Annotated in this window: 11 protein-coding genes; 5 read left to right on the top strand and 6 right to left on the bottom strand. The window is 42.0% G+C overall.

Translation table 11 applies throughout. The annotated features are described in order from the left end of the window. The first annotated feature begins 134 nt into the window (after positions 1 to 134). A complete protein-coding gene (locus QNM18_RS04560; protein WP_284136492.1) occupies positions 135 to 485 on the top strand; it encodes a hypothetical protein in 351 nt (116 codons plus the stop codon). A gap of 51 nt (positions 486 to 536) precedes the next feature. Here the strand turns inward: QNM18_RS04560 and queE are convergent, their stop codons facing one another. Beyond that, positions 537 to 1,202 (bottom strand): 7-carboxy-7-deazaguanine synthase QueE, encoded by a 666-nt coding sequence (queE, locus tag QNM18_RS04565; RefSeq protein WP_284136493.1) that lies wholly within the window; start codon positions 1,200 to 1,202, stop codon positions 537 to 539. Between the two features lie 146 nt (positions 1,203 to 1,348). Here queE and queC point away from each other — a divergent pair, with 146 nt between their 5' ends. The 4 genes from queC (at position 1,349) to QNM18_RS04585 (ending at position 5,809) form a co-directional block, all read left to right on the top strand. Then, a complete protein-coding gene (gene queC, locus QNM18_RS04570) occupies positions 1,349 to 2,005 on the top strand; it encodes a 7-cyano-7-deazaguanine synthase QueC (RefSeq protein WP_023398745.1) in 657 nt (218 codons plus the stop codon). Positions 2,006 to 2,177: 172 nt separating this feature from the next. Beyond that, positions 2,178 to 2,408, top strand: a complete 231-nt coding sequence (locus tag QNM18_RS04575; RefSeq protein ID WP_211009500.1) for a hypothetical protein — start codon at positions 2,178 to 2,180, stop codon at positions 2,406 to 2,408. 405 nt (positions 2,409 to 2,813) lie between these two features. Beyond that, positions 2,814 to 5,333, top strand: coding sequence for a TonB-dependent receptor plug domain-containing protein (locus QNM18_RS04580; protein ID WP_211009501.1), 2,520 nt, complete (start codon positions 2,814 to 2,816; stop codon positions 5,331 to 5,333). Positions 5,334 to 5,617: 284 nt separating this feature from the next. Further along, positions 5,618 to 5,809: a hypothetical protein gene (locus QNM18_RS04585; RefSeq protein ID WP_023398742.1), complete on the top strand. Its 192-nt coding sequence runs from the start codon at positions 5,618 to 5,620 to the stop codon at positions 5,807 to 5,809. Positions 5,810 to 6,225: 416 nt separating this feature from the next. Here QNM18_RS04585 and QNM18_RS04590 read toward each other — a convergent pair whose 3' ends face one another. The 5 genes from QNM18_RS04590 to QNM18_RS04610 all read right to left on the bottom strand — a co-directional run bounded on the left by QNM18_RS04590 (position 6,226) and on the right by QNM18_RS04610 (position 13,333). After that, on the bottom strand, positions 6,226 to 6,453 hold the full coding sequence (locus tag QNM18_RS04590) for a hypothetical protein (protein WP_023398741.1): 228 nt from the start codon (positions 6,451 to 6,453) through the stop codon (positions 6,226 to 6,228). Between the two features lie 257 nt (positions 6,454 to 6,710). Then, positions 6,711 to 7,478 carry a hypothetical protein gene (locus QNM18_RS04595; protein WP_284136494.1) on the bottom strand — a complete coding sequence of 256 codons (768 nt, stop codon included), beginning with the start codon at positions 7,476 to 7,478 and terminating at the stop codon, positions 6,711 to 6,713. A 155-nt stretch (positions 7,479 to 7,633) separates the two neighbouring features. Next, positions 7,634 to 8,923, bottom strand: a complete 1,290-nt coding sequence (locus tag QNM18_RS04600) for a Glu/Leu/Phe/Val family dehydrogenase (RefSeq protein ID WP_284136495.1) — start codon at positions 8,921 to 8,923, stop codon at positions 7,634 to 7,636. 91 nt (positions 8,924 to 9,014) lie between these two features. After that, a complete protein-coding gene (locus QNM18_RS04605) occupies positions 9,015 to 10,994 on the bottom strand; it encodes a UvrD-helicase domain-containing protein (protein ID WP_284136496.1) in 1,980 nt (659 codons plus the stop codon). A 152-nt stretch (positions 10,995 to 11,146) separates the two neighbouring features. Beyond that, positions 11,147 to 13,333, bottom strand: coding sequence for a TonB-dependent receptor (locus QNM18_RS04610; protein WP_284136497.1), 2,187 nt, complete (start codon positions 13,331 to 13,333; stop codon positions 11,147 to 11,149). Positions 13,334 to 13,577 lie beyond the last annotated feature (244 nt).

Here is a 13,577-nt window from a genome sequence, read left to right on the forward strand (position 1 = left end):
AGTCGCGTGTCACCTGACAGTATTTTTTGACTATAACTTTAACTTTCAATAGATGGCTGATACCATGTACCCATATTGGGATTAAACCTAATATATCTATAAAAATATAAAAATATAAAAATAAAGGATTAAACATGAAAAAGCTTTTCTTCGCCCTTTTGGCCGTTTCGTCTTCAGCCCTGTTTACGACAAATGCGCAAGCATCAACAACAGGTCCAAAGATTGATAACCTGTACCCAACTTCATTTTACTTAAGGGGTGGTGATGGCCTGTATGTGGAGTTTCAGGCTGGTAGCATGCCGGGATGTAGTCATGGCAGAGGCGGACGCTTAGAGAAGTCAAACTTTAACTATGATCAACTGTACGCTTTGATGCTAACCATGATGACAACAAAGTCTTTTTCCGGTCGAGTCATTTTCAATGAAACGAGCCATAATGGCTGGTGGAAGTGCTCAATTTCCGGTATTGAAGCATTCCCACAATAATATGACCATTTTTGACATTTCTGTATAAATTAAAAGCGCTTCAAAGCGCTTTTAATTTATACCTATATACTTGTGAACTTGGATTGATAATCGCCAGTTTTTCTTAACACACGTATCAATGGCTAATTTAGTCGCCTTCGCCTTTTGACTGATCGGCTGTAAGTAAATAAGTTTAGGTCTCACCCCTGTTTGTTCAAACAGCACTTCTAGCTCATCAATATGTTTTTGCATCGCAACTGGGTGCTTAATTTCATCCGCTCTTTGCATTGCCGAGGTCAATACTTCGTACCCACCACGCATATTAATTTTAGGTGATACCGTAACCCAAGTTTCTTTTGGAACCAAAACTTCAAACGTACCACTGGTTTCTACTTGTGTTGTGTATCCCGACTGGTGCAATTGCTCACACAGTTCGTTTAGGTCATACATACAGGGCTCACCACCGGTGATAACGATATGCTTAGCCGTATATCCGCGCTGTTCAAATTGAGTAATGATTTCCTGCGGTGTAGCATTGGCCCACCACTCTGAGTCTGCTTTTTTCTCTACCGTTTTGTCCAAACTCACTAAATAAGTCGGATTCACATCCCATGTTTGCTTTGTGTCACACCAAGCACACCCGACAGGGCATCCTTGTAAGCGAACAAATATAGACGGGGTACCCGTAAAGCTTGCTTCACCTTGGATGGTTTCAAAAACTTCATTAATTTTGTACAAAACAGCTCCAAACTACTCAATATATTTTGCGAAAATAACCTGCTAAAATTGTCATTTTTTCAGCGGCCGTGTAGTATATCGCGCCCTGAAGCAAACCTCTATTAAAATCGAGGCAAAACCTGAGGCATTTATCCGAGGTATCTCCAATGAGCGAAAAAGTCGTTGTTATCTATTCTGGTGGCATGGATTCTTACACCGTGCTAAACAAAGCCCTACAAGAGGGGCATGAGGTTTATGCGCTATCTTTTAACTATGGACAACGACATGTCAAAGAGTTAGAAGTAGCCAAAAGTGTCTGCGACAGTTTAAACGTAGCACATAAAATTGTTGATATATCTGCAATCAACCAACTTCTTGCTGGTTCTTCACTTACCGATGACATTGATGTGCCAGAAGGCCATTACGAAGAAGAGAGCATGAAAAGCACAATCGTGCCGAATCGCAATATGATTTTGCTCTCTCTGGCAGTTGGTTATGCGGTTTCTTTGAAAGCCAACAAAGTATTTTACGGCGCACACTCAGGTGATCATGCTATCTACCCTGATTGTAGACCTGAATTTGTAAAAAAAATGGACGATGTTTGTCGGATCGCCAACTATGACGAAGTTGAGATTGTATGTCCTTATTTAAACAATTCGAAAATTGATATTTTGACGGATGGTCTAAAAATGGGCCTAGACTATCGTCATACTTGGACGTGCTATAACGGCCGTGAAAAAGCATGTGGTAAGTGTGGTGCATGCCAAGAGCGCTTAGAAGCATTTGAATTAAATAAAGCGACCGATCCACTGCCATACGAATAAATGTCAACTGCTATACCCAAAATTAGCTTGGGTATAGCAGCCTCTTCAACTTTATATCGCTCGTCCATTCAAAACCTTTCATTTCTTCTTACACTTAATCTGACACTTGTCACTATACTAAGCACAAAATTCAACTATGATTAAGGCTAATCAGGTTAAGGAGATTGAGCTTATGTCAGGTACTACTATGGTATTTTTAATCGTACTTGTGAGTGTTGGTTTTGGTGTTATCAGTGACTTATATAGTAAGTACTTAAAAGCCAATAAGCTAAGTGGATTAAATAAACAAGAGAGCGACCAGTTAAAGAACGAAATCGCACAATTGAAAGACCGTGTCGCCGTGCTAGAAAAAATCGTCACTGATGAAGGCTACCAAGTAGATAAAGAAATCAAAAGCCTTTAGCGATTTCCTACGCTCGAACATTTATGCCATATCATCGCAAGTTTAGGCCTCAGGCGACGCCGCTACAGTGCGGCTACGCCAAACCCACGGCTAAAAATGCGTCACATTCTGTATCCAACCCCATGCTAAACAACCAATAAAAATAGGCTATTCAACACCTTCTAAAATAGAAGAATGTTAAAATACAAGAGGCAAAAAATTAATATATTTAATTTTATTAATAACTTGATAGCGATAAGTAGCGTTCCTTTTCTGAGAAAATAGCCAAAGGTTAGAAGTTATAAACTATAACAAAATTGAATTTAACGACGCATAAATTACTCTTTAGTATCCCCCCTCCATAAAACAATCAGCCTCATTCATTGAGCTATTCAGATCACCGAAATCAACTCGCTAGGATATACCATGTTAAAACCCAGCTTCTTGGCAGCGTCAGTCAGCCTGATACTCGCTTCTGCACCTGCTTTCACCCTTACAGCGCAGGCATCTTCAAGTCAGTCTCCTGAACTAAAGCCAGAAGTTATCGAAGTAACAGGTACTCGACGCAGCTTGCGCAGCATTGCGGAAAGTACAGTACCAGTCGATATCATCGGCTTGGACGAAATTAATAGCTCAGGTCAGTTGGAATTAAGTCAAGTATTGACCACACTAATTCCTAGTTTTAATTTTCCAAATTCACAGCTTGCCGATGGCACAGATCATGCCAGACCAGCCGTTTTGAGAGGCTTAGCTCCTGATCACACACTTGTACTGATCAATGGTAAACGTCGCCATTCAAGTGCACTATTAAACCTCAATGGTACTGTCGGGCGAGGTTCTTCAGCCGTTGACCTTAATATGATCCCTACGGCAGCGATTAAGCGCATAGAGGTACTCAGAGACGGTGCTGCGGCGCAGTACGGTTCGGATGCCATTGCAGGTGTTATCAATATTGTTTTGAAAGATGCGGACAATGGTGGGTCAATTAACTTTACCTATGGTAAATATGACACGCAAATGGCTGGCGTAAAACAGCTTGAAAGCACTTACCAGGATGACCAAGGCGAACTTGCATTTAACTTGGCTGATGATCGACGTATAAGCGACGGCAACACAGCTACTCTGAGTGGTAACATAGGTCTGCCTTTAGGGCAAAGTGGCTATATTCACCTCAGTGCAGAAACACGCAATAAAGCCCCTTCAAACCGCTCAGGTTTTGATCCAAGAGAACAGTATGACAGAGATGAGCAAGGAAACTTAGACCCAAGAGAGTTCGAGGCCGATCGTTACAACCATAGGTTTGGTAAAGCTGATATCGAAGATGTCGCATTCTTTTACAACGCAGGTTATGACCTCTCTGACACTCTGTCTGTTTATTCTTTCGGTAGTTATGCTGAGCGTGAAGGTAACTCAGGTGGTTTTTTCCGTCGCGCGAACGACAAAAAAAATGTCGTCGAGATTTACCCCAATGGCTTCTTACCACAAATAACAACTAATGTAGACGATTTTGCATTGGCACTCGGTGCAAAATCACATGTGGCGGGATGGGATTTAGACGGCAGCGCAAACTATGGCCGAAACCAATTCAATTTTGGAGTCACCAATAGCTTAAACACCTCAATGGGCACAGCGAGTCCAACTGAGTTTGAGAACGGCGCACTCGTTTATGACCAGCTGACACTCAACTTTGACGCTAAAAACAGCTTTGATCTTGGTTTATATGAAGAAGTATTCATCACCCTAGGTGGTGAGTACCGCAATGAATCTTACCAAATTGAGGTTGGTGAAGAAGCTTCTTATCTAACAGTGCTCAATGCAGATGGCACCCCAGTTGCCGCAGGTGGAGCGCAGGTATTAGCAGGCTTTTCGCCAGCAAGTGCGGTTGATGAATCTCGTCATAATATTGCGCTATTCACAGAATTTGATACATACCTTAATGCCGACTGGAACCTAATTGCAGCTGCTCGCTATGAAGATTACAGTGACTTCGGCTCCACCTTAACTGGTAAACTTGCGACACGCTATGCTATTAATGATGCCTTGTCATTTAGAGGTGCTATCAGCACGGGATTCAGAGCACCTTCTTTAGCACAATCATCATACAAGTCAGTTGCAACCGTATTTGAAAACGGTGTACCAAATGAAGTCGGTTTGTTTCCAGTCGATACGCCAGCGGCACAAGCTCTTGGCGCACGCCCTCTAGATGCAGAAGAATCCGTAAACATGACTGCTGGCTTTATCTATACAGACGACGTATTTAGTTTGACTATTGATGCCTACCGTATTGATATCGACGATCGAATTGTACTGTCAGAAAACCTAAGCGGTGACGCCGTCGAGCGTATTCTAAAGAATGCCGGAGAACAAAATGTCCAGCGAGTAAGATATTTTACAAACGCCATCGACTCGCGTACTCAGGGTGTCGATATCGTCGCAACTTATAGCTTTAACCTAAACTCTTTAGGTCGCCTAAATTTAAGTGCGGCACTGAACTTAAACGATACAGAAGTGACTCGAGTCAAAAACAACCCAGCAGAACTTGCTGCGTTGGGTGACGAATACCAATATTTTGCACGTCGAGAAATTGCACGCTTTGAAGAGGGAACACCAAAGGATAAACTCAACTTAGTTGCAACATGGCAGTATCAAAACTGGACAGCGATCTTAAAAGCAACGCGCTATGGTGAAACAACAGACTCATCAAGTACAGTCGAAAAAGATGAAGTGCTAGACGCTAAATGGATCGCAGATTTAGAATTGGCTTATCAGTACTCGGAACAGTGGCGCTTCGCTATGGGGGCAAATAACTTATTTGACCAATACCCGCAAGACACGGTCGGTAATATTGGGTTTAGTAACTTTAATCAGATATTCCCATATTCTGCTTTTTCTGCTTACAACACTGATGGCAGATTTGTATACGCCAAGGCCTCATATAGCTTTTAAATAAATTCCCCTGTCACTTGTACGTGTGCGTATTGGTGACAGGGTATTTCCTCTCCCAGTTTATCCTTGCGCACCGATATTCACCTCTGTAAAAAACATGCTTGCCTTTTATTTTCTTTTCATGTTATTAATAAGTTAATATCATTTACATTCACATTTACCAATAAAGCATTATGGTAATAAAAAGGCTTACTCAGAACACTATTAGCCTCAAGAATAATAATGATATTACCTAAATATAAACCTAATAAGTAAGTACAAACAAAAAAAGAAGGATATTTATTATGAACTTAAAGCTAAATAAAAAAAGCATTAAAAAATTAACATCAGCTAAAAATGCATTGCCTAAAGGCGCTACACCGCAAGTAGCTGGTGGCTTTGAGATGAGCGTTGATCTGTGTAATACAGATGGTGTTTGTTGGACTCAACAGCGTCCAGGTCAACCATGTGGAATTTATACTGGTAACTGTCACTAATTAAATTTAGTGCAGTAAAAATATGTGCGCATAAAATTGGACCTATATCGATATTTTTTGCGCACATGTAAGTTAAACCAGCTGCACAGTTCCTTTTTCAAATCCAGTAGAATGCAATATCTTTCCACCGTATAAAACAAGCCTCTAGCCTGAAAAAATAAACACCATAAGTAACCAGCTTGACTCGCCCCTATAAAAAGCCCCAAAAAAGCCAAAGACGATTCAATACTTAATAATAAATATAGATAACAAATAGATAATGGCAGATATGCACTGTGAAATTTTCACTACATGATTGTGATTGAAAAATATGAGCCTCTTGAAATTATAAATAACCGATGCCGATTACAACCACGATGGACCAACAAAGTTTCTCCGAGAAAAAATAAGCCGCGTTTTTCGCGGCTTAGCGATTATTACCAGTAGTGAATATATGAGTTTCTATAGTTCAAAAATTTATTTTGATATTTACATGAACCAATAGCTCGATACTCCTCACCATAGAATCCTGTATAACGATGCACTTTAACTAACTGCCATCGGCAGTTGTCATTAAAGCTTGGGTCACTGGATGACCATGCCAGCGCCTGTCCAGAGGCCATAAGTAGCCCTGCTAATACTGTACCTTGTAATAACTTATGCATGCTTAATCTCCTTAATGATTAATATGTCCGTAATAAAAATGTTTAACTAACATTGAAAAACTTCGCTTTGCACTTTTATGGCCCTACAAAGATTTTGACTTCTTCGGCCAACTCAATACCATCGATAATGCGTACAATTTATTATCGAGCATCACCACTATTGAACTCACTTCGACACCAGTCGCACGCATTGGCTATACGACACAACGCCAAACTCACCACAATGAACAAGTGAACAGGCATACCCTAGCGCTTCCTTACTGCCCTATATTTTGACGAGGCCCCCCACCAGTCTTTGACAAATTAAACCCCCGCATAGTCCGCGCGATATAAACAGTCACTTCATCTGTTAGTGGGTTTTTTTCTATCATCATAGGTAACGCACCATTGCCGCCACCTAGCTCCGCCAGCGCGGCGCTTAAATCCATGGATAGGGTGCGTACCTCGTCATCACTTGCTACAAACACACCAACCGCACATTGACTACTGCGGCATTTGGCGCGCTCGAACGGATATATACTTAGCCCATCCGTATCGAAAAGCTCAGTTAGTACTTGCTCTTGTGGTATCGCCCACTCTTCATCAACTGGCTCGTGTGCAAACATCGTCGCCATATTTGTACCATCCGGTTCACGTTGAGATTGGATATAAAGTTCAATATCTTTGATAGCAAATTCTGATTGGAGCTGAGAAAAGCGCGCTTGAGATAACTGGGTATCGCCGCTAAAAGAGGAAAGTTGCGTCACACCTATTTGCGCTTCAGGCAAAGGAAATACGTTTAACTTGGTATCGTCACGGGGCGCAACCATGCTGACAAGAACTGGGCTTTCACCTTCTAACGCCAACTCATGCTGAGAAGGCACTTCGAGACATACATTATCAACTTGATTATCAATGTGGGAGTCGACCAGAGCGACTGCGCCCTGACGATTAGTTAAAGTATCGATAGCGTACATACTTATGAGTAAGACAAGCACGTATTTAATAGAAATTTTAGTATTTAAAATTGCGTCGATTGTGGTCATTAAATATGCATTACATTTGGTTACCTCTTGCCGTTTTATAACGCAGAAGTATAAAAAACAACCAACACTACTGTTATTATGAGAATAGTATTGGAAGATGCGTGATTTAGTATTGTGTAATTATTCTAACTACAATGCGTACCTTTGGCTCTGAACTAAGAGTTAGCACTAAAATAGTCATGGGTTCCATGTGCTTCTATCGCCAATGATAAGTTTTTCAAAGCCAGCGCATAAACAGCTTCTCGCATATCAAGGTTACCGTCGGCATGCAGGGACCACGCTTTTTCAAATGTGTTGTGTATATATTCTGATAGTTTTTTCGCGACTTTGTCTTCACTCCACTGCATTCCCTGACGATTTTGGCACCACTCAAAATAACTCACAATAACGCCCCCTGCATTGGCTAAAATATCTGGGATCACTAACGTATTTTTAGCTTTTAGAATGACATCGGCTTTGGCACTAATTGGCCCGTTAGCAATTTCGACGATTGTTTTTGCTTTGATTTGAGCAGCATTGCTTTGAGTGATCACCCCTGCAATCGCCGCCGGTACTAAGATATCAACATCGAGCTCTAACAATGCTTGATTGGAGAGCTTGGTATGCTCTATCAATTCGCATACCGACCCTTCACAGTAAACAGCTTGCAGTTGTTTACTATGCAGCTTTTTGAACTCAATACTTTTAATATCCAATCCCCCTTCCGCGTATATGGCCCCTTGAGAATCACTGACTGCGACAACTTTATAGCCTGCTTGTTGAAGTAGTTTTGCGCATTGCGCACCGCCATTACCAAAACCTTGCACTGCAACCGTTTTTTTATTTCTCTGCCAATCAAGTTTACTGGCTAATGCTTCGATACATAAAAACGCCCCTGTACCTGTTGCTGTATCTCTACCACTACTGCCGCCAAAGATGAGTGGCTTACCAGTGAAAGCCGATGGGGATTTACAGCGTGTAATGGTTTGATATTCGTCCATCATCCAGCCCATGATCCGTTCATTGGTATACATATCCGGCGCAGGGATATCTGTATCCGGGCCAATAAAATCAGCCATTGCGCGGACATAGGCACGGGAAAGACGTTCTATTTCAAGTGCAGAAAGCGACTTTGCATCCACGGCCACGCCCCCTTTTGCGCCACCAAATGGCACATTAACCGCGGCGCACTTCAGCGTCATCCAAAGTGCCAGCGCTTCAACCTCACTCTGATCGACATCCAAATGAAACCGGATCCCACCTTTTGTTGGTCCTAACAAATTATTGTAGTGGCAACGATAGGCATTAAAATAGGCTGTCTTACCATTGTCTTTACGAATCGACACGTAACAAGTTAGGGTGCACAAAGGCTGACTTAAAGCCTGAAGTGTATCTTTAGAAATGTTTAGTTGATTTGCAATCGTCGCAAGCCGCGTCAGCGCATCTGCCAGTATATTTTCCGCCATAGTAGGCTCCAAATGTAGGCTGTGATACCCAAACTCTAGCTCTCACTGGGCGACATTTCTAATTGTATGGCGAATATTCTCAATCTCTTAACTAAAGTTGAGTCGATATTTCTGCAATAAAATGACTCGGCTTTTTCGGAGACATGATATATGTTTGACGCTTTGCGCGAGTCAGAGCAACATAGAACAAACGTCGTTCTTCTGCATCTGGATAGGCTTCCATCTTAGGTAAAAAAGCATCAATAATTTCGTCGTTTTGACGCTTAGCTGGGACTGAATCACTATCAAGGCCTGTCAGAATCGTGTAGTCCGCTTCTTTTCCTTTTGCCGCATGAAACGTCATTGCACTAATATTCAAGTGTGTATACTGCTCATTTAATAATAACAAAGCTTCTTTTGACGGCAATTGTTTATGATAACGCGCCAAAATCATCACCGACATGTTACGTGCTGAGTTGCCGGCTATTTTTTTAATCACAAAAGTGAATGAGTTCTCTGATACTTCAGGGGTAATCAAAACTGACGGTTCATCAGGCACCCTTTGTGCTCGCACTTGTTTGACAATTTGCTGTGGGTTTTGGCAGACAAAATCACTGGCTAAATCTAGCAAATCTTGACCATAGCGAAAGGTTTTATCCAATTGCATCACAGTCGACGGACCAAAGTGCTGTGCAAAATGTGTTGTCAGTGTAAGGTCTGCACCACTGAAGCGATATATAGATTGCCAGTCATCCCCTACCGCAAATAGGTGACTGCGCGGATGCTGGGCGAGCAATACTTTCACTAATTCTGCGCGCACAGGGGAGATATCTTGAAACTCGTCCACTAAAATATGTACCCAAGGACTGCGAAACTGACCAGACTTTACATACTTAATCGCTCGGCTGATCATATCGTCATAATCAATGCTTTGTTCATTGGCCAAATATAATTGGTATTCAGTCAAAACTGGACGAAACACCGCCAATACTGATTCATACTGCCCTTCTATATGTTGCATACTGCCTAAACTTGCAGCCTGTTTATATAAACCAATCAGTTCACAGAAAAGGCGTACAGCGCGCGACACAGACGGCGAAGCAAAATCAATTTCGGTATCACTTTTTACCAATTTGAATTCTGACTTTAATAGCGTAAGAAAACGTGTTTTAAACTCTTGGTCTTGGCACAGAGACACCAGTGTTTCATGTATAAACTGTCTCTTTTGCTGCTCGCTATTAGACATGTTTGACAATACTGGCGCACGACCCTCAACCTCCGTTAGAATAAATGTCCCGAGGCTGTGAAATGTTCGGCATGTGGCATCAAGTTGCGCATATTTTAGGCGTTGATGCATTTCATCTGCCGCGTCTTTGCCATAGGCTAACATCAGTATCTGGCTACTCTGCGCAATTTTTGACGCCAACAAATAACCCACTTTGGCAATCATCACACTGGTTTTCCCAGTACCAGCACCAGCAAGCAGCAGTTGTCTTTCATCTACCACCACACAGGCTCTACGTTGTGCAATCGTTAATGGCTGTGCCGATACTGAATCAAAATAGGCTTCAAAGTCATGCAACTGCTTTTTAATAAAAGCTTCCCTGAATTCATCGATATCCTGTTGCTGCCAGTGGTGTACTTCTTCTAGTGTGAAACGTGTTTGGCCTAAATGGGGTTCAAATCGCTTGTCTAAAGACCAAGTTAACCAATACTGGGCTAATTCCGAGGTCATTCGCTGCGCAGCCGATAATAAACTGTGTGATAAATAGCGCTTTTCTAGCAATGATTCCAACTTCAAAATACTTTGCTTTAGCTTGTTCACATGGGAACTCAACCACAGCTTTTGCAGCTCGAATTGCGCAAGCTCAATGTTACATGTCTGAATGCGTACTTTAAAGCTCGCATCGGCCGTGAACACCTGTATTTTTGGCGTGATCTTGCCGTTGAGTATAACTGGGGGCTGAGATTGTGACTGCCACGTATACAGCTTTTTGACCGACTTAGTCTCTATTGAAATTCCTTTCGCAGAAATCGCCATGGCGCTAACGCCATCCATAATTCGAGATAATGTGTGAACAGTAAACTGCATTCAATCTTCAGCTTGAGTCGAGTGTATTGCAGAGTGTAGGGGAATCCAACAGGGCTGTCATTGAATATTCGTTGCGAAAAGCCAAATTTAAAAAGCGCTTTCAATTTTCTACAAAAGTTAAAAGGCCAGCATAAGCCGGCCTTCTTGTTAAGTTAGTCTAGCCAAAAGTCTTTTCTGAACTTTAAGCCAAATTCACTTCGGTCATTGCTGCGCATCACACCAACAAAGCCAACTTGTTGTAAACGGCCAACATCATATACTTCGTTAAATACATTCTCACCATATAAGGTAATTTCTGTATCGCCTTCGCTGTTAGTATAAGAAAGATTGAATCCAAATAACTCACGAGATTCAATGAATTCATTTGGGTTATTCACTGACTGACCCTGCATATCAGAACGGTAAGAGTAGCTTGCATTCACAGCAACCGTCGCACCTGAATCGAGGTCCATAAAGTATGATGGAGCAACCATAACAGTCCAACGCGGCGTCAAAGCTGGTGCATTACCTACCGTGATCCCTTGCACACCCTCATCAACATGTGTGATTTCAGAGTCTAGGTAGCCCACTGAGCTACGAATGCTAAAGTCATCTGTCACTGCGACTGTCGTTTCTAGCTCAATACCCTGCGCGCGTGATTCACCGGCATTTTCAATATAAGTATTGAATCCATTTGACGGGTCATTAAATGGCAACGCCAAATCTGTGTAATCTGTGACAAATACCGCAACCATCATAGACACGCGGTCATGAACTTGGCCTTTAAAGCCGACTTCGTAGTTAAGCGCTTTAGTTTCATCAAATGAAACAAATGCATCGCCACCACTAAATGGGCGCGGTGGAAAACCACCACTTTGATAGCCTTTTTGTATTTGAGCGTACACATTCATATCACGATTTAATTGATATGCAGCATTCACATCCCAAGTCACTTCATCAAACTCTGCTGTAGCATTTTTCCTAAACCAAGTGAAATCCGCAGTCGCATCTTTGGAGTCTTCCGAATACCTTAAACCACCACCCAAGCTTAACTGCTCGGTAATATCAAAACTCGCATTAAAGTAGGCTGCATAAGAGTCGGTTTCTTGCTCAATACGGAAAGAACCCGGTGCAGCTGGCGTATTGAATGGCGAATATACGTAAGGTGCCGATGCTGTGAAGCCATCTTCGTTAAAGTAGTACAAACCCGATACAAAATCCCAAGAATCAAATGTACCATTTAGCTGAAACTCAACTGAAAACTGATCTGCACCACCCTCTTCAGGAAACTCTGACAAATGAAGTGGCGTACCATCATCATCAAGGCCACCGGTGTAATCAGAGCTACGCTTGCTGGTGATAAATTTCACTGCGTAGACATCATTTACTTGCCAATCTGCAATCACTGATGCCCCCCAACCAGAGTAGTCAGTGCTCTCAATGCCTGCCACTGTTGATCCTAAGTCATCAGGGTTGTCTGGTAACATGCTCTCTTTCAGTAATGGGAAGTCGCCATTGTCAGGATTATTTGCATCAAGACCACCTGTTACCTCAATTGTGTAAGGAGATTGCCCTGATTCGTTATCCACCCCATCAAGGGCTACATTTAAACTAAAGTCACTGCTTGGCTGCCATTTAAGCGCCAAACGACCACTCATTTCTTGTTCTTCACCAATTTCTTTTTCAGGGTTAGCTAGGTTTACCGCATGGCCAACACCATCGCGCTCTTTATAAGACGCGTTAGCTGCAAAGCTCCACTGGTCATTGATGGTTTGGTTTGTGTAGATATCTCCACCAAGTCTGCCTCGAGAGCCTACTTTCGACTCAACGCGAACAATGTCTTCACTACCAGGCTTTTTAGTGATGATGTTAACCGCACCACCAAGCGTATTACGACCATATAGTGTGCCTTGTGGGCCACGAAGTACTTCTACACGCTCAATATTAGGCAGCGATAAGTTTGACCCCATCTGACGGCCTAAGTAAACACCATCAACATAAACACCTACGCCAGGATCTGTGGTGATAATGTGATCTTGAAGACCAATACCACGAATAAATACCGAAGCATGCGCGGCATTACCAACACCATAACGAGTGATATTTAGATTTGGAACAAATTTACCAATGTCATCTAAATTGCTCATGTTGCCTTTTTCAATAGCTTCCGAGCCAATAGAAGTGATCGCGGTTGGTGTTTCAAACAGGCTTTCAGTGCGTTTACGTGCTGTTACTTCAATTTTCTCAAAGGTATTATTTTTAGCCTGAGTATCTTCAGCTGCAAAGGATGGTAAGCTCACTGCGGATAAAATCGCAGCACTAAGCGCAGATAGACCAACGCGTGGTAAAACTGTTGTCATAAAATCTCCAAAGGAATCGCCGTGTGTGTATTCAGCCTGAGGGAGGCTGCTAGCTTATTCTGTATAAAAAACAGACATAAAAAAAGATGCGTAATACGCACCTCTTTCCTCTGGAAGGTCATTATACCCAATAAATGACAAAATATAAATAAAAATTTAATGAATATTTTTATATGCGAATATTTTACCTTTAAAAAACACTTAGTTTATATAAACTGCACTTTCAAAAGTAACCATTTACATC

This window comes from Pseudoalteromonas obscura, assembly GCF_030135505.1.
Lineage (GTDB): Bacteria > Pseudomonadota > Gammaproteobacteria > Enterobacterales > Alteromonadaceae > Pseudoalteromonas > Pseudoalteromonas obscura.

Coding starts and splice junctions, on each gene's coding strand:
- QNM18_RS04560 (WP_284136492.1), top strand. CDS start 135: ATGAAAAAGCTTTTCTTCGCCCTTTTGGCCGTTTCGTCTTCAGCCCTG.
- queC (WP_023398745.1), top strand. CDS start 1,349: ATGAGCGAAAAAGTCGTTGTTATCTATTCTGGTGGCATGGATTCTTAC.
- QNM18_RS04575 (WP_211009500.1), top strand. CDS start 2,178: ATGTCAGGTACTACTATGGTATTTTTAATCGTACTTGTGAGTGTTGGT.
- QNM18_RS04580 (WP_211009501.1), top strand. CDS start 2,814: ATGTTAAAACCCAGCTTCTTGGCAGCGTCAGTCAGCCTGATACTCGCT.
- QNM18_RS04585 (WP_023398742.1), top strand. CDS start 5,618: ATGAACTTAAAGCTAAATAAAAAAAGCATTAAAAAATTAACATCAGCT.
- QNM18_RS04590 (WP_023398741.1), bottom strand. CDS start 6,453: ATGCATAAGTTATTACAAGGTACAGTATTAGCAGGGCTACTTATGGCC.
- QNM18_RS04595 (WP_284136494.1), bottom strand. CDS start 7,478: ATGACCACAATCGACGCAATTTTAAATACTAAAATTTCTATTAAATAC.
- QNM18_RS04600 (WP_284136495.1), bottom strand. CDS start 8,923: ATGGCGGAAAATATACTGGCAGATGCGCTGACGCGGCTTGCGACGATT.
- QNM18_RS04605 (WP_284136496.1), bottom strand. CDS start 10,994: ATGCAGTTTACTGTTCACACATTATCTCGAATTATGGATGGCGTTAGC.
- QNM18_RS04610 (WP_284136497.1), bottom strand. CDS start 13,333: ATGACAACAGTTTTACCACGCGTTGGTCTATCTGCGCTTAGTGCTGCG.